The sequence below is a fragment of the Amycolatopsis pithecellobii genome (assembly GCF_009707865.1).
GTDB classification, from domain to species: domain Bacteria; phylum Actinomycetota; class Actinomycetes; order Mycobacteriales; family Pseudonocardiaceae; genus Amycolatopsis_E; species Amycolatopsis_E pithecellobii.
In genome coordinates this window covers 153,668-174,878 of record NZ_WMBA01000002.1, presented here as the reverse complement: position 1 = coordinate 174,878, position 21,211 = coordinate 153,668, and the positions used below count along the sequence as shown (strand labels likewise).

Annotated in this window: 17 protein-coding genes; 7 read left to right on the top strand and 10 right to left on the bottom strand. The window is 68.1% G+C overall.

Features of this window, described 5'->3' with window-relative positions; all coding sequences use genetic code 11:
* Positions 1-52: 52 nt before the first annotated feature.
* The 3 genes from GKO32_RS02205 to GKO32_RS02195 form a co-directional block, all read right to left on the bottom strand.
* A complete protein-coding gene (locus GKO32_RS02205) occupies positions 53-784 on the bottom strand; it encodes an SDR family oxidoreductase (RefSeq protein WP_154755026.1) in 732 nt (243 codons plus the stop codon).
* Positions 785-788: 4 nt separating this feature from the next.
* Positions 789-2,174 (bottom strand): dihydrolipoyl dehydrogenase, encoded by a 1,386-nt coding sequence (gene lpdA, locus GKO32_RS02200; RefSeq protein ID WP_154755025.1) that lies wholly within the window; start codon positions 2,172-2,174, stop codon positions 789-791.
* 67 nt (positions 2,175-2,241) lie between these two features.
* Complete coding sequence (locus GKO32_RS02195) at positions 2,242-2,646, bottom strand: nitroreductase family deazaflavin-dependent oxidoreductase (protein ID WP_154755024.1); 405 nt, start codon at positions 2,644-2,646, stop codon at positions 2,242-2,244.
* A gap of 156 nt (positions 2,647-2,802) precedes the next feature.
* Here GKO32_RS02195 and GKO32_RS02190 point away from each other — a divergent pair, with 156 nt between their 5' ends.
* Positions 2,803-3,843, top strand: coding sequence for a LacI family DNA-binding transcriptional regulator (locus tag GKO32_RS02190; RefSeq protein WP_154755023.1), 1,041 nt, complete (start codon positions 2,803-2,805; stop codon positions 3,841-3,843).
* A 185-nt stretch (positions 3,844-4,028) separates the two neighbouring features.
* Entirely contained in the window at positions 4,029-4,655 is a 627-nt protein-coding gene (locus GKO32_RS02185; RefSeq protein ID WP_154755022.1) for a TetR/AcrR family transcriptional regulator, read from the top strand.
* 40 nt (positions 4,656-4,695) lie between these two features.
* Here GKO32_RS02185 and GKO32_RS02180 read toward each other — a convergent pair whose 3' ends face one another.
* Together GKO32_RS02180 and GKO32_RS02175 are read right to left on the bottom strand one after the other, a co-directional pair.
* Positions 4,696-5,358, bottom strand: coding sequence for a histidine phosphatase family protein (locus GKO32_RS02180; RefSeq protein ID WP_154755021.1), 663 nt, complete (start codon positions 5,356-5,358; stop codon positions 4,696-4,698).
* 107 nt (positions 5,359-5,465) lie between these two features.
* Positions 5,466-6,635, bottom strand: a complete 1,170-nt coding sequence (locus GKO32_RS02175) for a S8 family peptidase (RefSeq protein ID WP_154755020.1) — start codon at positions 6,633-6,635, stop codon at positions 5,466-5,468.
* A gap of 135 nt (positions 6,636-6,770) precedes the next feature.
* On the opposite strand from GKO32_RS02175, the gene GKO32_RS02170 reads away from it, so the two are divergent.
* Positions 6,771-7,664 (top strand): hypothetical protein, encoded by an 894-nt coding sequence (locus GKO32_RS02170; protein ID WP_312867427.1) that lies wholly within the window; start codon positions 6,771-6,773, stop codon positions 7,662-7,664.
* Here GKO32_RS02170 and GKO32_RS02165 read toward each other — a convergent pair whose 3' ends face one another.
* Positions 7,665-9,269 (bottom strand): acyl-CoA synthetase, encoded by a 1,605-nt coding sequence (locus GKO32_RS02165; protein ID WP_154755019.1) that lies wholly within the window; start codon positions 9,267-9,269, stop codon positions 7,665-7,667.
* A gap of 112 nt (positions 9,270-9,381) precedes the next feature.
* Between GKO32_RS02165 and GKO32_RS02160 the strand changes: the two genes are divergently transcribed.
* Positions 9,382-11,016, top strand: a complete 1,635-nt coding sequence (locus GKO32_RS02160; protein ID WP_376765917.1) for a bifunctional 3'-5' exonuclease/DNA polymerase — start codon at positions 9,382-9,384, stop codon at positions 11,014-11,016.
* Here the strand turns inward: GKO32_RS02160 and hrpA are convergent, their stop codons facing one another.
* The gene (gene hrpA / locus GKO32_RS02155) at positions 11,017-14,976 is read right to left on the bottom strand and encodes an ATP-dependent RNA helicase HrpA (protein ID WP_154755018.1); all 3,960 of its coding nucleotides are present in this window, start codon (positions 14,974-14,976) and stop codon (positions 11,017-11,019) included. It abuts the gene before it with no gap.
* A gap of 308 nt (positions 14,977-15,284) precedes the next feature.
* Positions 15,285-16,448, bottom strand: coding sequence for a lactate 2-monooxygenase (locus tag GKO32_RS02150; RefSeq protein ID WP_312867426.1), 1,164 nt, complete (start codon positions 16,446-16,448; stop codon positions 15,285-15,287).
* 148 nt (positions 16,449-16,596) lie between these two features.
* Between GKO32_RS02150 and GKO32_RS02145 the strand changes: the two genes are divergently transcribed.
* Positions 16,597-17,775: a multidrug effflux MFS transporter gene (locus GKO32_RS02145; protein ID WP_154755017.1), complete on the top strand. Its 1,179-nt coding sequence runs from the start codon at positions 16,597-16,599 to the stop codon at positions 17,773-17,775.
* Here GKO32_RS02145 and GKO32_RS02140 read toward each other — a convergent pair.
* Complete coding sequence (locus GKO32_RS02140; RefSeq protein ID WP_154755016.1) at positions 17,729-18,928, bottom strand: NAD(P)/FAD-dependent oxidoreductase; 1,200 nt, start codon at positions 18,926-18,928, stop codon at positions 17,729-17,731. The two genes, GKO32_RS02145 and GKO32_RS02140, sit on opposite strands and share 47 nt — an antisense overlap.
* Positions 18,929-19,107: 179 nt before the next feature.
* Here GKO32_RS02140 and GKO32_RS37855 point away from each other — a divergent pair, with 179 nt between their 5' ends.
* Entirely contained in the window at positions 19,108-19,266 is a 159-nt protein-coding gene (locus tag GKO32_RS37855) for a hypothetical protein (protein WP_166459331.1), read from the top strand.
* Positions 19,267-19,315: 49 nt separating this feature from the next.
* Positions 19,316-20,125, top strand: a complete 810-nt coding sequence (locus GKO32_RS02135; RefSeq protein WP_154755015.1) for an ABC transporter ATP-binding protein — start codon at positions 19,316-19,318, stop codon at positions 20,123-20,125.
* Between the two features lie 9 nt (positions 20,126-20,134).
* Here GKO32_RS02135 and gcvT read toward each other — a convergent pair whose 3' ends face one another.
* Complete coding sequence (gene gcvT / locus GKO32_RS02130; RefSeq protein WP_154755014.1) at positions 20,135-21,211, bottom strand: glycine cleavage system aminomethyltransferase GcvT; 1,077 nt, start codon at positions 21,209-21,211, stop codon at positions 20,135-20,137.

Below are 21,211 nucleotides of genomic sequence, written 5' to 3'. Positions count from 1 at the left end.
CTGCAGCTTAGTCGACGTCACCCTACGTATCGCTCGACACCGGCCGAGCGTTTCAGCCTCTGCCGAGATAGGGCATCTTCGTCGCGGCGAGGGTCATGAACTGCACGTTCGCGTCCAGCGGCAAGCGTGCCATGTACAGCACCGCCTCGGCGACATGCGCCGGGTCGAAGGTGGGTTCCGGGCGCACCGAGCCATCGGCCTGACGCGCGCCCTCGCCGATGCCCGCCGTCATCTCCGTCGCGGCGTTACCGATGTCGATCTGGCCGCACGCGATGTCGAAACGCCGTCCGTCCAAGGAAATCGACTTCGTCAGGCCGGTGATCGCGTGCTTGGTCGCCGTATACGCCGCGCTCCCCGGGCGCGGCGTGTGCGCCGAGATCGACCCGTTGTTGATGATGCGGCCACCGTGGGGCCGCTGCTCCTTCATCAACCGGACGGCCGCCCGCGCACACAGGAACGCCCCCGTCAGGTTGGTGTCCACGGTGCGTCGCCACGCGGCCACGTCCAGCTCATCGACGTCACCCGATGGGCCGAACGTGCCCGCGTTGTTGACGAGCAGGTCGAGGCGGCCCCACTTCCCGCGGACCGCCTCGAACAGCGCATCGACCTGGTTCTCGTCCGCCACGTCGGTGGGCACGACAAGCGCGTCCCGGCCTTCGGCGGTCTCGGCCAGCGCATCGGGCCTGCGACCGGCCAGCGCCACCTGGTATCCCGCGCCGAGCAGGGCACGCGTGATCACCCTGCCGAGACCGGACCCGGCCCCCGTCACCACCGCGACCGGCATGAACTCAGAAGTTGATCATGTGGCCGGCGAGACCGTGGATGGCCTCCTTGACCGCCTCACCGAGTGTCGGGTGCGCGTGTACATTGCGCGCCACCTCGTGCACGGTCAGGTCCCACTGCTGGGCGAGCGTCAGCTCCGGCAGCAGCTCGGTCACGTCCGGGCCGATCAGGTGCGCGCCGAGCAGCTCGCCGTACTTCGCGTCCGACACGATCTTCACGAAGCCGCCCGGGTCCGCCAGCCCGTGTGCCTTGCCGTTCGCGGTGAACGGGAACTTCGCGACCTGCACATCGAAGCCCTTTTCCCGCGCCTGCTCCTCGGTCCAGCCGAACGACGCCACCTGCGGCTGGCAGTACGTCGCGCGCGGGATCATCGGGTAGTCCAGCGGCATCGTCTCGGCGCCGCCGATCGTCTCGGCCGCCACGATGCCCATCGACTCGGCCGCGTGCGCCAGCATCAGCTTCGCGGTCACGTCCCCGATCGCGAAGATGTGCGGCACGTTCGTCCGGCAGTACTCGTCGACCGCGATCGCGCGGCGCTCGGTCAGCTCGACGCCGGTGTTCTCCAGCCCGTAGCCCTCGACTCGCGGGGCGAAGCCGATCGCCTGCAGGACCTTGTCGGCCTCCAGCGTCTGCTGGGACCCGTTCGACGAGACGGTGACTTTGACCTTGTCGCCGCTGTCGTCGATCGACTCGACCTTCGTGGAGGTGAGCACGTTGATGCCGAGCTTCTTGTACCGCTTCGCCAGTTCCTTGGACACCTCGGCGTCCTCGAGCGGCACCATCCGGTCCAGGAACTCGACGATCGTCACGTCGACGCCGTAGTTGTGCAGCACGTAGGCGAACTCGACCCCGATCGCGCCCGCGCCGGCGATGATGATGCTGCCGGGCAGCTCCCGCGACAGGATCTGCTCCTCATAGGTCACCACGCGCTCACTGAGCGAGGTACCGGGCAGCAGCCGCGTCGTCGCCCCGGCGGCGATGATGCAGTTGTCGAACGTGACGGTCTCGCCGTTCACCTGCAACGTGTGCGAGTCGACGAAGGAACCGCGCCCGTTGTACTCGGTGATCTTGTTCTTCTTCATCAGGAAGTGCACGCCCTTGACCCGGCCGTCCGCGACCGACCGGCTGCGGTCGTATGCCGCGCCGTAGTCGAAGCGGATCTCACCGTCCGAGGAGATGCCGAAAGTCTTCGCCTCGTTGGTGACAAGGTGCGCTAGCTCCGCGTTGCGCAGGAGCGCCTTGGAGGGAATGCAGCCGACGTTCAGACAGACGCCGCCCCAGTACTTTTCCTCCACCACGGCCGTCCTCAGTCCGAGCTGCGCCGCCCGGATCGCCGCGACATAACCGCCAGGCCCGGCGCCCAGCACCACAACGTCGAAGTGTTCAGACATGTGACCAGCCTATGCCGCCTGGCGCCGACATCAGGACGCGGTACCGAGGCGCCAGGCGGGGCGGGAATCAGGCGCGTTCGAGCACGACGACCGGGATCTGGCGGTCCGTTTTCTTCTGGTATTCGTCGTAGCTCGGCCACACCTTCGCCATGACCGGCCACAGCTTGGCGCGCTCGGCGGCGTCCGCGGTGTGCGCTTTCGCCGCGAACTTGTCACCCTTGACCTGCACCTTCACCGCCGGGTTCGCCTGCAGGTTCAGGTACCAGGCGGGGTGCTCGGGCGCACCGCCCTTGGACGCGACGACCACATACGCGCCGTCGACCTCCTGGTAAATGAGCGGGGACTTGCGCTCCTGCCCGCTTTTGCGACCGGTCGTGATGAGGATCAGCGCGGGAACACCGGGCTGCCAGTCGTGACCGACTTCACCGTCGGTCTCTTCGTAACGACGGACGTGTTCGTCACCGAAGAGCATCAGTCATCTCCCATTCCTCGTCGGGCACAGCCACCTTCCCACGCCAGTCCCACACCTGCTAATCGGACCCGTTCGAGTGCATGTGACCAGGCAAAATCCGGGAACCGACTTAGAATTCCTCTCTACTGAGAGCGCTTACCGGCAGGGGGAGGACCGATGATCGCCAGGAGCCATGTGACACTCGAAGATGTCGCGCAGCTGGCCAATGTGTCACTGGCCACGGCATCTCGAGCGCTCAACGGAACCACCAAGGTCCGCGATGATCTCCGCGACCGGGTGCTGGCCGCCGCGACCGATCTGGAGTACACGCCGAACGTGCACGCGCAGGCGCTGGCCGGCGCGTCCCGGAAGGCGGTCGGTGTTGTGTGCCATGACGCCGGCGATCCGTACTTCGCCTCGGTCATCCGTGGTGTGCTGCGGGTGGCGGACCGCAACGGGCTGCTCGTGATGCTCGTGAACACGTTCCGCGACCCGGAAAAGGAAGTCGCGGCCGTCTCGGTCCTGCGCAGCCAGCGTGCGTCGGCGATCCTGCTCGCCGGCTCGGCCTTCGAGGACAAGGCTTGGGAGCGGGCGCTGGCCGCGGAGCTGGACCCGTACCGGCGCGGCGGCGGGCAGGTGGGCGTGCTCACGCGGCATCGCACGCTCAAGGCCGACAGTGTCCAGCCGGAGAACCGGACGGGCGCGAAGGCGCTCGCCGAAGCGTTGGTGCGGCTGGGACACCGGCGGTTCGCGGTGCTCACCGGCCCGCGCACGATGACCACGGTGCTCGACCGGCTGTCCGGGTTCCGGGAAGGGCTCTCCGAGGGCGGGATCGAACTGTCCGAACGCGACGTGTTCGAAGGTGATTTCGACCGGGACGGCGGTTACGCGGCAGCGCGTGCGCTGCTCGCCGCCGGGCACCGGGCGAGCTGCGTGTTCGCGGTGAACGACCAGATGGCGCTGGGCGCGATGAGCGCGCTACGTGAGGCGGGGCGCTCGGTTCCCGACGACATTTCGGTCGCGGGCTTCGACGACATTCCCGTGTCACGTGATCTGAACCCCTCTCTCACCACCGTCGCCTTGCCGTTGGAGGAGCTCGGCGAGCAGATGCTCGATCTGGCACTGAGCGGGACCCGCACCGGCCGCAGCCGGGTACGGCGGGTGGCCGCCGAGGTGGTCCTGCGGGACAGCACGGCGAAGGTCCGGCGCCGCCGCTGAAAGTCCACAATGGACTGATTACCGGACGCGGAAAAGCGCGGCCAACTCCGTCCGGCGAAAATGGCCCCCTTGCTTTTTCGGTGGGGTTCCCCCTTTTCCGGTTACCGTGGTCCAATCGACTGACGCTGGACGGAAACTGAGCGGAAAACCACTCACCCACTCGATAAGCGTGCCACGATTGCGCCATGACGACCGCATCGGAGCCCCGCTGGCGAAGACTCGAACCCGATCAACGACGGGAGCAGATCTTTGCCTGCGCCAGCCGGTTGTTCGGCGAGCGGCCGTATGCCAGTGTGTCCACTTCGGACATAGCAGCCGCGGCGGGCGTCGCACGTGGCCTGATCAATCATTATTTCGGGACCAAACGGGAACTCTATCTGGCGGTGATCCGCCGTGCGGTCACGATGCCGGCACCCGAAGCCGGCCCGTACGGTGCCGCCGATTCTTTGCCCGAAAGGGCACACGACATGGTCGACTGGTTCCTCGACATGGTGGTCAGCCAGGGAAAGATGTGGCTGGTCGCCACCTCCGAGGGCATCGGCAAGGACACCGAGGTGGACCAGATCATCATCGAAGCCGAACGTAAATCCGCCGAACGGCTGCTGGACGCTTTCGAGCTGCCGTCGGACAGCGACGCCCGGCCCCGGCTCAACGCGATGTGCCGGGCTTTCGGGGGCATGGTGAAAGCGGCCGGCCGGGAATGGCTGCTACGCGGTGAACTCGACCGGGCTCAAGTGCATTTGATGCTGTACCACACGCTGATCGCGCTTCTCGAGGATGTGTTCCCGAAAGTGCAGGCCGACGCGAGCTGACTTTGCCCCGGAAAGGAAAGTACTGGCGCGTAGTTTTCCTTCACCGATAACTCAGCAACCGGGAAGCCCGGCCGTCGAAATGCGAGTGTTCGTTGAACGACAGCAGGGAAACCCCACTACGCCCGGACACCAATTTCGTGACACCGCCGTTGACCATGACCCGCTGCAGCCGGCACAGCCCGACCGCGGGATCTCCCAGCAACTGCCCGGCGATCGTGCCGATCACACCACCCGAGGTGAACACGACGGCGTTTTCTCCCTTGCCCAGCAAGGAGACCAGCTCTGCGAGCGCATCGCACACGCGCGTGAGAAACGCGGGCCAGGTTTCCGCGCACGGACTTTTGTCCCCGGCGGCGACCCACTCCTCCAGCGCACCGTCGAGAATCGCCTGGTAGCCATGGGGATCGATACCGTGCGGCAACGCACCGGCGCCATGGCAGGCCAGCACGTCGACATGGTCGTACTCGTTCCACCGCGGGTCTTCTTTGGCCGGTGTCTTGACGCCCAGCCAGTCGAGCACGGTCTCGGCGGTCTTTTGTTGCCGCACAAGCGAACCCGAACGCACCTCGGTGAAGCGGACGTGGCGGCGCAACAGTTCCGCCCCGACGATCACGCCCTGCTCGAGGCCGAGCGAGGACAACCGGTCGTAGTCCACTTCACCGAAAGTGGCCTGACCATGCCGAATCAGGTAGATCGCTCCCATGGAAAAGCCTGTCTCGAGTTGGCTGCGCGAGTGGCGGAGCCGCAAGGATGCGGGGCTTTCCGGCCCACACCGCGCGCGGCTCCGCCTGGAGTCAACCTACCTGCCGGTCACTGACCGGTGTAGAGCAGCTTGTTCGGCGTGCCCGCCGTCGCGTTGCTGATCTTGCCCGGCGTCGCGGCCGCGGTCAGCGCGTCGGACACCTGCGCCGGGCCGGCGTCCGGGTGGTCGGCGAGGTAAAGCGCGGCCGCGCCGGTGACGTGCGGGGTCGCCATCGACGTGCCGCTGATCGTGTTGGTCGCGGTGTCACCCGTGCCCCAGGACGACGTGATGTTCACGCCCGGCGCGTAAATGTCCACCGCGGCACCAAAGTTGGAGAAATCGGCCTGCTGGTCTTTCTCGTCGCTCGCCGCGACGGTGATCGCCTCGGGAACGCGGGCCGGCGAGTAGTTGCCTGCGTCGTCGGCGGAGTTCCCGGCCGCGACGGCGAACGTGACGCCCTTCGCGATCGCGCCCTGCACGGCCTGATCGACCGCGTCGTCCGCGGAACCACCGAGGCTCATGTTCGCCACCGACGGGCCGGACGCGTTGTCCGCCACCCAGTTGATCCCGGCGATGACCTGCTCGAACGTGCCGCTGCCGCTGGCGTCGAGCACCCGCACCGGCACGATCTTGACGCCCTTGGCGACGCCGTATTCGTTACCGCCGATGGTGCCCGCGACGTGCGTGCCGTGGCCCTGCTCATCGGTCGGGTCGTCGTCGTTGTCGACGAAGTCGTGCCCACCGGAGACCCGGCCGCCGAAGGTCTCGTGCGTAGCGCGCACACCGGTGTCGATGACGTAGGCCGTCACATTGGACGCCGTCGTGTTGTACGTGTACGACGAGTCGACCGGCAGGTCGCGCTGGTCGATGCGGTCCAGACCCCACGACGGCGGGTTCTGCTGTGTGTCGGCGACGTGGACGAAATGGTTCTGCACGACGTAGGCCACGTTGCTGTCGGCCGCGAGCCGCTTGGCCTCACGTTCCGTGGCGTGCACCGAAAAACCGTGCAGTGCGGAGTCGTAGGTGCGCAGGACATCCGTGCCGTAACGCCCGGCCAATGTCTTCGAGAGTGTTTCGACGACGCCGGCTTTCTTGAGCACCACGATGTAGCTGTCGGTGACCGCGCCGGTCGTGTTCGCGTCGCGGACCTGTCCCTCCTGTGCCTGCGCGCTCGCGGTGCCGCCGGCGACGGCCGCCAGGGCCACACCAGCAACCAGCAATTTCCGAGCGTTGCTCATGAACTGTCCTCTCCACCCGACTGGTGACTAGGAGTTCATGCAATCTGGTTCTGAAACCACTCGGCAATGGTTCACAGTTACCAGTATTAACCCGCATGGGTTAGCGTTGCTCAACGGGGAAGGAGGCGTAAACCAGTGTTCGAGGCGGCAAAGGTGGACAGTTCCGACACCGCGTTCTCGAACGCACTCCGGGCGGCGATCGCGCGCAGCGGGTTGAGCCTCGACCGGCTGCAAGCCCGGATCCAGGCCAACGGCATCCCGGTCAGCGTCACCGCGCTCAGCTACTGGCAATCCGGCAAACGCCAGCCCGAACGGCGCAACTCTCTGTCCGCGGTGCGGGTGCTCGAAGACATCCTCGGGCTGCGGCCGGGTGAGCTGCTCAGCCTGCTGCCGCCCCCGCGCCCGCGTGGCACCGCGCGACGCCGCCCCGAGCCGGTGAACTTCCCGCTGGAAGCACTGCAAGCACTGCTCGAGCGGATCGGCGCGCCACACGCGCTCGAACAGCAGCACCAGCTCAACCTCGCGAGTCTGCACGATCGCTGCGAAATCGCGGAGGACGGCGGGCAACGCTCGATGACCTCGCGGGCAGTGTTCCAGTCCACTGCGGACGGTCAGGACCGGTGGTTGCTGGTGTACGACCACGGCGGCGCCGACCCGCCCCGGTTGCACGCGCTGCGCAACTGTCAGGCGGGGCGGGTCGAGGTCGACGTGGAACACGGCCTGACCGCGGCAGTGCTGATCTTCGACCGGACAATCGACCGCGGCGAGACCCATCTCATCGAGTACACGCTGACCAACGGTGGTCCGCCCTATCCCGAGTGCGCGAACACCTACTACCGCGAGTTCCGCCGTCCCGTCCGCGAATACCTGCTGGAGATCCAGTTCGACGCGGCGCCCGGCCTGTGCTGGCAGTACGCGCGGACCGACGATGCCGATGAGAAGCGGGACCTCCAGCTGGACGGGACGGGCGGAGTGCACGCGGTGGCACTGGATTTCGGGCCGGGCGTGTTCGGCATCGAATGGCGCTGACTACGCCAGCCTGTTGCGCAGCACCTTCCCCGTGGCGTTCCTCGGCAACCGCGCCAGGAAGGCCACTTCACGCGGCACCTTGTACCTCGCGAGGTTCGACCGCACATATTCCCGGACCGTGTCGGCGTCGAGCCTGGACCCCGCCGCCGGCACCACGAAGGCTTTCAGCCGCTGGCCGAATTCCGGGTCCGGCACGCCGATGACCGCCGCCTCGACGACGTCCGGGCGCGCCTCCAGCAGGTTCTCCACTTCGATGGGGAACACGTTCTCCCCGCCGGAAACGATCATCTCGTCGTCCCGGCCGTCGATGAACAGCAAGCCGTCCTCGTCGAAATGCCCGACGTCCCCGGTCGAGAGCAGCCCGTCGATCAGCTCCTTGTTCCGCCCGTCGGTGTAGCCGTGGAAGCTCAGCGCGCTGCCGACGAAAACCCGCCCCGTCACGCCGGGTTCGGTGATGCGCTTGCCCTCGGCGTCGTACAACGCGACCGTGCAGCCGACCGGCGGGCGACCGACGGTGCCCGGCGCCTTGCGCCAGTCCTCCGGCGTCGCCACGGTCGCGACAGCTACTTCCGTTGAGCCGTAAAGGTTGTGGATGACGTCACCGAAAGCCGCGGTGGCCCGGTTCCCCAGGTCCGGGGACAACGCCGAGCCGGCCACGAAGATGATCCGCAGCGACGACGTGTCGTACCGGCTGAGTATCCGCGGCCCCAGATCGACGATCCGTTGCAACATCGTCGGCACCAGCACAAGCGCCGTGCACCGGTGCTCGTGCACCCCGCGCAGCGTCGCCTCCGGGTCGAATCGCCGGCGCAGCACGACCTTGCAGCCGAGCGCGTACGAGAGAATGAACTGCGAAACCCCGGTGGCGTGGAACAACGGCGCGCCGAGATACGTACATTCCCCGGAACGCAAGGGAATCCGGTCCAGGAACTGCACCGACGACATCAGTGAGGTGTGATCACGAGGCGCACCCTTGGGAGTGCCGGTCGTCCCGCTGGTCAGCAGCACGAACCCGCCTCGGCGCTCCGGCGACGGTACCGGGCGGTCGTCCGTGCTCGCGATCAGCTCGTCCAGCACGGGGATGCGGCCCAGCGCGCGCCGGTTGTCCACCCACGCCGCGTAGCGCTCGACCTGACCGGAAACGTCGGCGAGCAGTTCTGCGAACTCCTGGTCGTAGATGAGGACGGTGGCGTTCTCGCGCCGGACCACATCGGCCAGCTGCGTGCGGCCGAACCCGGTGTTCAGCAGCACGAGGCGGGCGCCGAGCTTCCCGGCGGCCGACATCGTCAGCACCAGCCCGCGATGGTCGCGGCACAGCGCGGCGATCACGGTTCCGGTCGTCACCCCGCGGGACTGCAGGGCGCGGGCGAGTGCGTTGGACTGCTGTTCGAGCTGCTTGAAGGTGAGCGAGCCGCGATCGTCCACGAGGCCGGTCACGTCCGGGGAGCGCCGGGCCGCGACCTGCGCCGCCGCCGCGAACGGGCCGATTCTGCGCATCGCCAGCAACGCGAAGAGCCCCTCGTCCACACGCGGGAACGGAATGAGGCCCGCTCTCCACATCACCTCGATGCTGCGGACGGTCTCCGTCACCTTGCCGACGAGCATGGCACCTCCGTTGGTCCGACCGGGCGAATGAGCCTACCGGAGAGTAGTAAAGGGGCCGCCTGTTGACCAGGGGGCCGTCGAATTTGGCGGTGGCGGGGCGCAGAATCAGTTTGTGTACATTTTCGCCGGTCAGGATCGCGACGGCACGTGGTCCGTGCTGGAACCATCCGGCCGGCGGACGACCGACCTCGCGGGGCTCGCCGAGCTGGAGCGAAAACACCGGCCGCGCTGGGTTTTCGCTTCCGTCGAGCGGCTGTACCCGGAGCTGGTGCGCGGCGGCCTGCGCATCAGCCGCTGTCACGATCTGTCGCTCGCCGAGGGGTTGTTGCTGGCGCACGAGGGCCGCGGCGGGCCGCGTGGGCTGGCGGCGGCGCTGGCCAGAGCGAACGGGCAGGAGCCGCCGCCGGACGAGCCGTCGCACGCCGATGCGCAACCGGCGTTGTTCGACACCCGCGGTTCGGGGTTGCCGCCCGGTCTGTCCGAAGTGGACGCCGCGAAAATCGTGCTGGCCGAACAAGAACGCCGCATGCGGGCGAGCGAGTACTCAGATCGGCTGCGGCTGCTGATCGCGGCGGAGTCGGCGAGTGCGCTGGTGGCCGCTGAAATGGCGGATGATGGACTGCCGTGGCGAGCGGATATCCACCGTGACCTGCTGACCGAGATCCTCGGTCCGCGCGTGCCCTCCGGTCAGCGGCCGCGGAAACTGGTGGAGCTGGCCGCGCGGATCAGCGAGGAGTTCGGCGGCAAACCCGTCAACCCGGACAGCCCGCCGTCGATCGTGCGTGCGTTCGGTCGCGAAGGGATCTCGATCCCTTCGGCGCGGGCGCATGTGCTGCGCAAGATCGATCATCCCGCGGTGGCGCCGCTGATCGAGTACCGCGAGCTGTCGCGGCTGCATTCGGCCAACGGCTGGGCGTGGTTGGACGAGTGGGTGCGTGACGGCCGATTCCGCCCGGCTTGGGTGGTCGGCGGGGTGGTCTCGGGCCGGTGGGCGAGCCAGGGCGGCGGTGCGTTGCAGATCCCGAAGACGCTGCGGGTGTGTGTGCGCTCGGATCCGGGCTGGAAGCTCGTGGTCGCCGACGCGGCGCAGCTCGAACCGCGCATCCTGACCGCACTGTCCGGTGACCGGCGGCTGGCCGAGGTGTCGGCGTCGACGGACCTGTACGCACGGCTGGCCGAGGCGATGTTTCCTGCCGTGGATGAAAAATCGCGTGGGCGGGCGAAGATCGCGATGTTGTCGGCAATGTACGGCGGCACGGCAGGCGAGGCCTCATCCCTGCTCGCCTTGCTGCGCCGTCGTTTCCCGGACGCAGTGTCCTATGTGGAGCGTGCGGCGCAGGCAGGCGAACGCGGCGAGCGCGTCCGTTCCCGGCTGGGGCGCACATCGCCCGCGCCGTCGGAGGCGTGGCGCACCCTCACCGGCGCGGCCGAAGACGACGGCCGCGCCCGGCAAGCTGCTCGCAACTGGGGCCGGTTCACGCGCAATTTCGTCGTCCAGGCCAGCGCGGCGGACTTCACCGCGGTCCTCCTGGCAACCTTGCGCCGCCGCCTGCCCGAAGGCGCGCAACTGGTGTTCTTCCAGCACGACGAGGTGATCGTGCACGCCCCCAAAGCCGTCGCAAGCGAGGTACCGGCCCTCATCGACTCCGCGGTGGCCGAAACCACGGCGCTCCTGTTCGGCGCCTCCTGCCCGGTCCACTTCCCCATGCACACCGCGGTCGTCGACACCTACGCGGACGCGAAGTGATCAGGCGGCGTCCAGTGCCTTCAGGATTCGCTTCGAGGAGACCGGGTATGCGGTGCCCAGCGTTTGGGCGAAGTAGCTGACCCGCAGTTCTTCCAGCATCCACCGGACTCCGACGAGTGCGGGGCCCGGTGCGACGCCGGGCGGCAGGGCGTCGACCGCGGCCTGGTACTCCTCGTGCAACCACCGCAGGTCCCGCATCAGCTCGACGTCCTTCGCGGCGGCGGTGGGCAGCTTGTCGATCCGGCGCTCGATCGCCCGGAGGTAGCGCACCAGATCGGGCAGTCTTCCGAAGCCCGTCGCGGTCACAAAACCGGAAAATATCAAGGAATCCAGCTGCTGCCGGATGTCCGAAAGCGACTCCGCGGGGCCACGCGCGTCCGGTAGCCGGGCCTCCACGTCGTTGGCCGCACGCAGGATCCGCTCCACTTCGGACAGTACATCCAGGACAGTCGAGTTCACCCCGCCACGGACCTTTTCCAGCAGCACCGCGAATCCCGCCTCGTCCCACACCGGTCCGCCGTTGTCGGCGATCAGCTTGTCCACCGCGCAGTTCACGCAGTCCTCCAGCAACCCGGCGACGCTCCCGTGCGGGTTCCGCCCCAGCACGAGTTTCGACGCGTTCGACAGGTTGCGGCTGATGAACTTCATCGGCGAGGGCAGGTTGAGCCGCAACAGTTTGCGCGTGCCCAGCCACATCTGCTGGCTCTGCTCGATCGGTGTGTCGAGCATCCGCACCGCCACACTGTCACCCTCGTCGACCAGAGCGGGAAACGCCTTCACGTCATGCCCGCGCTGGGTGCTCGCGAACACGCGCGGCAGCTCACCGAACGCCGGCTTGGTCAGCCCGCCGCGCTCGATACTGGTCGCCGCCTTCGAGATCGTCGCCCGGACCTGCCCGCTCAACGCATGCTTGAGCGCCACAAGATCCTTGCCCTCACGCAGTTTCCGGCCCTTGTCGTCGATCACCCGGAACGTGACGCGCAGATGCTCGGGCACGGCGGAAAGCTGCCATGCGTCCGCCGGCACGGTCACCCCGCTCAGCTCCGCCAGCTCGGCCGCCAGCACGTCGAGCAACGGCCCGTCCGCCGGGTCCACACGCGACAGTACGTACTTCGCGGTGTCCGGTGCCGGCACGAAGTTCCGCCGCAGTTGTTTAGGCAGTGACTTGATCAGCGCGGTCACGAGCTCCTCGCGCAGGCCCGGTACCTGCCAGTCGAACCCGTCGGGGGTGATCTGGTTGAGCACCGGCAGTGGAATGTGGACGGTCACACCGTCGGCGTCGGCGCCCGGCTCGAACTGGTAGGTCAGCGTCAACGGCTGCGTGCCCTGCAGCCAAGTGTCCGGGTAATCGGACTCGCGGACCTGCTCGGCCGCGGAGTTGATCAACATGGCCTTTTCGAAATTGAGCAGGTCCGGCTGATCGTGCCGCGCCTTCTTCCACCAGGTGTCGAAATGCCGCCCGGACACCACTTCCTGCCCGACCCGCTGGTCGTAGAACTCGAACAACGTCTGATCGTCGACCAGCAGATCACGCCTGCGGGCCCGGTTCTCCAGATCCTCGACCTCGTCGAGCAACGCCCGGTTCTCCGCGAAGAACTTGTGGTTGGTGTCCCAGTCACCCTCGACCAGCGCATGCCGGATGAACAGCTCGCGCGACAGTTCCGGGTCGATCCGGCCGTAGTTGACCTTGCGGTCGGCCACCAGCGGTACGCCATACAGCGTCACGCGCTCGCTCGCCATCACCGCGCCGCGCTTGCGTTCCCAGTGTGGCTCGGAATAGTTGCGCTTCACCAGGTGCCCGGCGAGCGGCTCGACCCACTCCGGCTCGATACGCGCGTTGACCCGCGCCCACAGCCGCGACGTCTCCACCAGCTCGGCCGAAATCAGCCAGCGCGGCGGTTTCCGGAACAGCGCCGAACCGGGGAACACGGCGAATCGCGCACCGCGGGCGCCGACGTAGTCACCCTTTTCCGGATCCTTGAGCCCGATATGCGAAAGCAGCCCGGCGATCAAGGAGATGTGCACGCGCTGCGGATCGGCAGGCTCACTGTTGAGCGTGACGCCCAGCGGTTTCGCGAGCTGGCGCAGCTGACTGTAGATGTCCTGCCATTCGCGCACGCGCAGGTAGTTGAGGAACTTCGCACGGCACAGCTTGCGGAACTGGTTGTTGGAAAGCGCTTTCTGTTGCTCCCGCAGGTACTCCCACAGGTTCAGGTAGGCCAGGAAGTCGGAGGTCTTGTCGGTGAACCGCGCATGCTGTTGCCGCGCGGCCTCCTGCTTGTCCGCCGGGCGCTCGCGTGGGTCCTGAATGGACAGTGCGGCGGCGATGATCATCACCTCGCGGACGCACCCGTTCTTCGCAGCCTCCAGCACCATCCGGCCCAGCCTCGGGTCGACGGGCAGCTGTGCCAGACCGCGCCCGGTCTCCGTGAGCTTTCCGGACTCCAGCGCACCCAGTTCCGCCAGCAACTGCATGCCGTCGTTGATCTGACGGCGATCCGGTGGCTCGACGAACGGGAATGCGGCGACATGAGCAATCCGACCGAAAGTAGGCCCACCCTGATCAACCGGAAGTTGGCCTACGCCAGCCGGATCGCCGTGACTGCCGGTCGGATTGGTCACGTTCGACACAGTACCGAGGCCGAGCGAAGTCATCTGCAGGATCACCGACGCGAGGTTCGTCCGCAGGATCTCCGGGTCCGTGAATTCGGGCCTGGTCTGGAAATCCGCTTCGGTGTACAGCCGGATGCAGATACCGTCGGACGTACGACCGCAGCGGCCCTTGCGCTGGTTGGCCGAAGCCTGCGAGACCGGCTCGATGGGCAGCCGCTGCACCTTGGTGCGGTGGCTGTAGCGGGAAATCCGCGCGGTGCCAGGGTCGATGACGTACTTGATTCCGGGTACGGTCAGCGAGGTCTCGGCGACGTTGGTGGCGAGCACGATCCGGCGGCCGGTGTGCCGCTGGAAGACCCGATGCTGATCCGCCGCGGAAAGCCGGGCGTACAGCGGAAGAATCTCGGTATTGCGACGCTCCTGTTTGGACAGTGCATCGGCGGTGTCGCGGATTTCCCGTTCCCCGGAAAGGAAAACCAGGATGTCACCCGGACCTTCGGCGCACAGCTCGTCCACCGCGTCGGAGATCGCCGTGACCTGGTCGCGGTCCTCGTCCGGCTGATCGGGGTCCACAATGGGCCGGTAGCGCACCTCCACCGGATACGTGCGCCCGGACACCTCGACGATCGGCGCCCCGTCGAAGTGTTCCGCGAAACGCTCGGGGTCGATGGTCGCGGAGGTGATGATCACCTTGAGCTCGGGGCGGCGCGGCAGAAGCTGCTTGAGGTAGCCGAGCAGGAAGTCGATGTTGAGGCTGCGCTCGTGCGCCTCGTCGATGATCAGCGTGTCGTACTGGCGGAGCATCCGGTCGTGCTGGATCTCGGCGAGCAGTATGCCGTCGGTCATCAGCTTGACCAGCGTGTCGTCGCCGCTCGAATCGGTGAAGCGGACCTTGTAGCCGACGGCGCCGCCGAGTTCCGTGCCGAGCTCACTGGCGATGCGCTCGGCGACGGTGCGCGCGGCCAGCCGCCGGGGCTGGGTGTGCCCGATCTGCCCGCGCACGCCGAGGCCGAGTTCGAGGCAGATCTTCGGCAGCTGGGTGGTCTTGCCCGACCCGGTTTCGCCCGCGACGATCACGACCTGGTTGTCCCGGATCGCGGCGGCGATATCGTCCTTCCGCTGGCTGACTGGCAGCTCGGCGGGGTAGGTGATGTCCGGCAGGCTGTCCCGCCGTTGGCGCACCCGCTCCTCCGCGGCATCGACATCCTGCGCGATCCGCCGCGCCACACGCTCGGGATCCCGTGCCTTGCGCGCACCATCAAGCCGGCGACGCAGCCGGTGCTCGTCGCGCAACGTCAACTCGGGCAGCTTGGCCCGCAACTGGCCAAGGGGGGATGCGGTAGACATACGACGTCCAGAATAGCGCCGCGTGATCTCAGTAGCCTGCGAATATGCGGCACCTCGCAGACGACGCGCGGCGACTCGGGCTGCCGCGGGTAGTGGCCACGGCGCGGCTGGACTGCGCGGATGGATCGCGCTATGTGCTCCGCTGGTACCCGCACGGCGCCGAGGTGGAGGCCGCGCTGGCACGCCTGGTATCCGGACGTGGTGCCGGTCGCGCCCGTCGTCACTGTCGAACCAGGCCTGCTGCTGCTCGAATTCGTCCCGGAAGCGGCAGGCTGGCGCATCAGCGCGGTGCTCGACTGGGCCATTCGTCAGCCGCGCCGCAGGACGCTCGGGGAAAGCTCCGCCGGCGTGCGGTGCCCGGCCAGACCCAGCGTGAGTTCCAGTTCCGCGAGCAGGCTGCGCACCACATGCCGCACCCCGGCTTCGCCGCCCAGCGCCAGGCCATACACGTACGGCCGTCCGAGTAGCACGGCCTTCGCGCCCAGTGCCAGCGCCTTGACCATGTCGGCACCGGTGCGCACACCCGAGTCGAACAGCACCTCCGCCTGATCCCCGACCGCCTGTGCGATACCCGGCAACGCCTCCAGCGCCCCGAGCGCCCCATCGACCTGCCGGCCACCGTGGTTGGACACCACGATCCCGTCCATCCCGGCATCGACCGCGCGCCGCGCGTCGTCCGCGTGCTGGATGCCTTTCAGCAGGATCGGCCCGTCCCACAGTTCGCGCAGCAGCGGCAGCTGACCCCAGCCGTGATCGGTACCGGTGAACAGGTCGATCCAGTGCAGGATCGCCGTCGCCTCGTCCTCTTCCGGTGGCTTCTGCAGCCGCGCCCGGAAGGCCGGGTCGGACATCGCGATCGCGGTGCCTTCGTTCCTGATGAACGGCAGGTACGCGCGGTCCAGATCCCGCGGGCGCCACGCAAGCGTCCACGTGTCGAGCGTGACGACGAGCGCCGTGAACCCCGCCTTGCGCGCCCGCGCCAGGATGCTCGCGCAGACATCCGGATCGCTCGGCCAGTACAGCTGGAACCAGCGCGTCCCGGCCCCACTGGCGGCCGCGACCTGCTCGATCGTGTGGGACGCGGCGCTGGACAGCACCATCGGCACGCCGAGGCCGGTCGCGGCACGCGCCGTCGCCAGCTCCGCTTCGGGATGGACGATCGACTGCACGCCGATGGGCGCGAGCAGGACCGGGGCGGGGATCTCCGCGCCGAACAGCGTCGTGGTCAGGTCGCGGTCGGTGGCGTCGGTCAGCATGCGGGGCACGATCTTCCAGCGCTCGAAGGCGTCCCGGTTGGCCCGCATCGTCGCGCCCGTGCCGGCGCCGCCCGCGATGTACCCGAATGCCTCCGGGGTGAGCACCGCCGCGGCGGCCTCCTCGAGTGCCGCCAGATCGGTCGTCATCGGTGGGGTCTGACCGGCCAGCCCCTGCAGGTAGATCTCGTTCTGGTAGCCACCGAATCGCCCGGCCACGAGCACCTCCTCGTCGACGCTGGGCCGCAGCCTACGTGCTCGCGCTGAGCGCCGCCCGTCACATCCCGGAATAGAAACGCGCTCGCGCCCGGTTGCGGCGGAGGTGACGGCGACCCGTATTCCCCCGCGCCCAGGGACCGTACGCAGCATGGTGATCTTGGGCGGGTTGACGGCCTTCGCGCCACTGTCGATCGACATGTACCTGCCCGCGCTGCCGGCGATGACCGGCGAACTGCACGCCGCCGAAGCCACCCTCCAACTGACGCTGACCGGCTTCATCATCGGGCTCGCGCTGGGTCAGCTCGTGCTCGGACCCATCTCCGATTCGGCCGGCCGCCGCAAGCCGCTGCTCGCCGGACTCGCTCTTTATGCCGTCACGTCGCTGCTGTGCGCGGTGAGCCCGTCGGTCGAACTGCTGATCGCGGCACGCGCGCTGCAGGCACTCGGCGCCGCGGCCGGGATCGTGATCGCCAGGGCGGTCATCCGGGATCTCTACTCCGGTACGGCGATGACGAGATTCTTCTCGATGATGATGCTGGTCAGCGGCCTGGGACCGGTGCTGGCGCCGGTACTCGGCGGCCAGGTCCTGCGGGTGACATCGTGGCGCGGTGTGTTCGTCGTGCTGGCGGTGCTGGGGACGGTGTTGCTGCTCGCGACCGTGTTCGGACTGCCGGAGTCGCTCCCGCGGGAACGCCGGAGCCCGAACCGGCTCGGCGCCACACTGCGCACCTACGGCCGGTTGCTGGCCGACCGTGCGTTCCTCGGGAACGCGCTCGCGGGCGGCCTGATCTTCGCCGCCCTGTTCGCCTACATCTCGGCGTCTTCGTTTGTGCTGCAAGGTGTTTACGGGCTCAACCCACAGGTCTACGGTCTCGTGTTCGGCGCGAACGGGGTCGGGATCATCCTGGCGGGCCAACTCAACGCCCGGCTCGTCGGCCGGTTCCGGGAGCGGACGCTGCTGGTGACCGGGTTGAGCACGGCGACGGCGGGAGGGCTCGGGGTGCTCGCGGCCACGCTGTTCACGTTGCCGCTCTTCGCGCTGCTGATCCCGTTGCTGGTACTGGTTTCCAGCGTCGGCGTGGTGATGCCGAACGCGGCCTCGCTCGGCCTCGCCGGGCACGCCCGCAGCGCCGGCGCGGCGTCGGCGCTGATCGGCGTGCTGCAGTTCGCCACCGGCGCGCTGGCCACCCCACTGGTCGGCATCGGCAGCGGCGCGCTCCCGATGGGTGTGGTGATGGCCGGTTTCTCCGTCACGGCATTGGTGACGTTCTTGGCGCTGGCTAGACCAGCGAGGACAGCTCCGATTCCCGCAGCTGCTCAGGCGTGACGGGCACGTCTTCCTCCACCAGCGCCTTCAACGCGTCACCGGCATCCCAGATGTTCACGTTCATCGCGGCCGTCACCTTCCCCTGGTGCGTCCAGAACGCGATGAACTCGCGCTTGCCGAGATCACCGCGCACCACCAGCTGGTGACTGTCCACATTGGCCAGACCGCGGTACTCGCAGCCGAGACTGTACTGGTCACTGAAGAAATATGGAGCCCGCAGGTAGGGTTCGTCGTCGCCGAGCAGGCTGCCCGCGACGTGGGCGCCCTGGTTCTTCGCGTTCGCCCAGTGCTCGACCCGGACACGTTTGCTGTAGCGCGGGTGGAACTGCGAAGCGATGTCCCCGGCGGCGTACACGTGGGGCGCGGACGTGCGCAGCGTGGGGTCCACCGCGATCCCGCCGTCGTCGGCGATGTCGAGCCCGGCCGCGTGGGCCAGGTCGACCCGTGGCGCGACGCCGACCGCGACGAGCACCAGGTCAGCCGGCAGCACGGTCCCGTCGGACAGGCGGACCTGATCCGGGGTCATCTCGTCGACGCCGGTGCCCAGGCGCCAGTGCACACCGTTCTCGCTGTGCAGCTCCTGGAACACCGCCCCGATTTCCGGGCCCAGCACCGACAACAGCGGGGCACTGACCTGGTCGACGACCGTCACGTCGGCGCCGTGCCGCCGTGCGGCGGCCGCGGCTTCGGTCCCGATCCAGCCGGCGCCGATGATCACCACTCGCGGCGACTTCGAGAAGGCGTCCCGCAGCGCCAGCGAGTCGTCGATCGTGCGAAGCGTGTGGACCTGCGGCGGCGCGCCGGGCAGCAAGCGCGGCTGCGAGCCGGTCGCCAGCAGCAGCCGGTCGTAGGTGTGTTCGCCGCCCTTGTCGTCGACCACCAGGCGAGCGCCCGGGTCGACGCGGACGGCGGTCGTGCCGAGGCGCAGGTCGACGTCGTTCTCGCGGTAGAACCCCTCGTCACGGACCCAGTCCGGTTCGTCGGCGTCACCCAGCAGCACGGCTTTGGACAGCGGCGGCAACTCGTACGGACGGTGGTTTTCCGCGCCGAGTACCACGACTTCGCCCGGATAGCCGCGCTCCCGCAGGGTCGCGGCCGCGGTCGCACCGCCCAAGCCGGCACCGATGATCACGATTCGCCCGGGGTCGGACATCAGGTCTCCCTTCGCCGCTGATCTGACTCAGGTTAGCGGTGATTCGGCATTCGGGTGACTTTCACCACCCTGGCCGTCACGGTCCGCGCGAATACCGGTCACACGCACGGTCCGGGCGAACGTGCGAGAGGGGAAGGCGAGGCGAGGTGGCGGAAGAATGGTCCGTCCCATGCCGGGACATGGCCGGCAGGAAGCGCGATCTGACCGTGTTCATCAGCGAAGACAGGGTCGTCGTCATGGCACCCCCTGGCGAAGCCGCGGTGCTCGAGCCGCTCGACGTCGGACGGCTGCGCGCCGCGCTGCGGGACGCGGTCGTGACCATGGGCAAGCGGGGGTGATCGAAAACGGCCGTTCCACCAGGGCAGCGGGGTAGGTTAGCCTAACTTCATGACCGCGATCGCCGACACGACGACGACCACCAGGCTGCACGGCGCCGGCCTGACCCTGGCCTACGACGGGCGCACCGTCGCCGAAGATCTCGGTGTCACGATCCCGGACCAGTCGTTCACGGTGATCGTCGGCCCCAACGCGTGCGGCAAGACCACGCTGCTGCGTGCGCTGGCCCGGCTGCTGAAGCCCCGCAAAGGCATGGTGTACCTGGACGGCGAGGTCATCACGTCGTTACCGGCGAAACAGGTCGCGCGCCGGCTCGGCCTGCTGCCGCAGAGCTCGATCGCGCCCGAGGGCATCACGGTGTCCGATCTCGTGGCACGCGGCCGGTATCCGCACCAGCGGCTGCTGCGCCAGTGGTCGAAGGAGGACGCGGCGGTCGTCGAGCGGTCCATGGCGGCGACCGGGGTGAGCGAGCTGGCCGACCGGCTGGTCGACGAGCTGTCCGGCGGCCAGCGGCAACGGGTGTGGCTGGCGATGGCACTGGCGCAGGAAACCGAGTTGCTGCTGCTGGACGAGCCGACGACGTACCTGGACATCTCCCACCAGCTCGACATCCTCGACCTGTGCGCGAAGCTGCACGCCGAGCAGGGACGCACGCTGGTCGCGGTGCTGCACGATCTCAATCACGCCGCCCGCTACGGCACCCATGTCATCGCCATGCGCGCTGGTGAGGTGATCGCGACGGGCAGCCCGGACGAGGTGGTGACCGCGGAGCGGGTGGAGCAGATCTTCGACCTCCCGTGCCGGGTCATCCCCGATCCGGAAACCGGAACCCCACTGGTGATCCCGAAATCCCGTCGCTGACCCAGCCTTTCAGCTGCGCCGGTAGAACGGCGTGGGCACGACTTCGACCGGTTCCGCCCTGCCACGGACGTCGACGGACAGGGCTGTGCCCGGCTCGCTCAGTTCCGTTGGCACATAAGCAAGAGCGATCGGGTAACCCAGGGTGGGCGACAACGCGCCGCTGGTCACCTCGCCGACCTCACGGGACCCGTCGACGACCTTGTACCCGTGCCGGGGCGCGCGACGGCCGCTGCCACGGAGGCCGACCAGCACGTGGGTCGGCTCGCGGCGGCCTTCGAGCGCCGCCCTGCCGACGAAATCCGGCTTCTCGAACTTGACCACCCGGCCCAGCCCGGCGTCGAACGGTGACCGGTCACGACTCAATTCGTTGCCGTACAAGGGCATCCCCGCTTCGAGCCGCAGCGTGTCACGGCAGGCGAGCCCGGCGGGCAGCAGACCGTGCGGTTCACCTGCGGCGGTGAGCACTTGCCAGACCTCCGTGGCCTCCGCCGCGGGAACGTAGAGTTCGAACCCGTCTTCGCCGGTGTACCCGGTACGGGCAAGCAGTACGTCGTGGCCACGCACGTTCGCCGGCATGCTCGCGTAGTACTTGAGGTTCGTTGAGTCCACATCGGACACTTCACCGACGATCGCCGCCGATTTCGGGCCCTGTACCGCGATCAACGCCGTGCCGGCCGATCGATCGTCCACAGTGGCCTCGAACTTCGCCGCCCGCGCCACCAGCTCCGAAGCCACCCGTGCCGCGTTCCCGGCGTTCGCCACGACCAGGAACTCCTCGTCCGCGAGCCGGTAGACCACCAGATCGTCAAGCACACCACCGTCTTCGGCGCAGATCATCGTGTAGCGGGCCCGGCCGGGCTTGATCGCGGACATGGTGCCGACGAGTGCGTAATCGAGCGCATCGGCGGCCTGTGGCCCGGTCACGTGGATCTCGCCCATGTGCGACAGGTCGAACAGCCCCGCCGCCTCGCGCACGGCACGGTGCTCGGCGAGCTCGCTCGAGTACCGTACCGGCATCTCCCAGCCCGCGAAATCGGTGAACAGCGCGTTCAGTCCTTTGTGGACACCATAGAGCGCGGTGTGCAT

What these genes read in the sequence shown, in the direction of transcription:
- GKO32_RS02205 (WP_154755026.1), bottom strand. Translation starts at nt 784, where the DNA reads ATGCCGGTCGCGGTGGTGACGGGGGCCGGGTCCGGTCTCGGCAGGGTG.
- lpdA (WP_154755025.1), bottom strand. Translation starts at nt 2,174, where the DNA reads ATGTCTGAACACTTCGACGTTGTGGTGCTGGGCGCCGGGCCTGGCGGT.
- GKO32_RS02195 (WP_154755024.1), bottom strand. Translation starts at nt 2,646, where the DNA reads ATGCTCTTCGGTGACGAACACGTCCGTCGTTACGAAGAGACCGACGGT.
- GKO32_RS02190 (WP_154755023.1), top strand. Translation starts at nt 2,803, where the DNA reads ATGATCGCCAGGAGCCATGTGACACTCGAAGATGTCGCGCAGCTGGCC.
- GKO32_RS02185 (WP_154755022.1), top strand. Translation starts at nt 4,029, where the DNA reads ATGACGACCGCATCGGAGCCCCGCTGGCGAAGACTCGAACCCGATCAA.
- GKO32_RS02180 (WP_154755021.1), bottom strand. Translation starts at nt 5,358, where the DNA reads ATGGGAGCGATCTACCTGATTCGGCATGGTCAGGCCACTTTCGGTGAA.
- GKO32_RS02175 (WP_154755020.1), bottom strand. Translation starts at nt 6,635, where the DNA reads ATGAGCAACGCTCGGAAATTGCTGGTTGCTGGTGTGGCCCTGGCGGCC.
- GKO32_RS02165 (WP_154755019.1), bottom strand. Translation starts at nt 9,269, where the DNA reads ATGCTCGTCGGCAAGGTGACGGAGACCGTCCGCAGCATCGAGGTGATG.
- hrpA (WP_154755018.1), bottom strand. Translation starts at nt 14,976, where the DNA reads ATGTCTACCGCATCCCCCCTTGGCCAGTTGCGGGCCAAGCTGCCCGAG.
- GKO32_RS02145 (WP_154755017.1), top strand. Translation starts at nt 16,597, where the DNA reads ATGGTGATCTTGGGCGGGTTGACGGCCTTCGCGCCACTGTCGATCGAC.
- GKO32_RS02140 (WP_154755016.1), bottom strand. Translation starts at nt 18,928, where the DNA reads ATGTCCGACCCCGGGCGAATCGTGATCATCGGTGCCGGCTTGGGCGGT.
- GKO32_RS37855 (WP_166459331.1), top strand. Translation starts at nt 19,108, where the DNA reads ATGGCCGGCAGGAAGCGCGATCTGACCGTGTTCATCAGCGAAGACAGG.
- GKO32_RS02135 (WP_154755015.1), top strand. Translation starts at nt 19,316, where the DNA reads ATGACCGCGATCGCCGACACGACGACGACCACCAGGCTGCACGGCGCC.
- gcvT (WP_154755014.1), bottom strand. Translation starts at nt 21,211, where the DNA reads ATGCACACCGCGCTCTATGGTGTCCACAAAGGACTGAACGCGCTGTTC.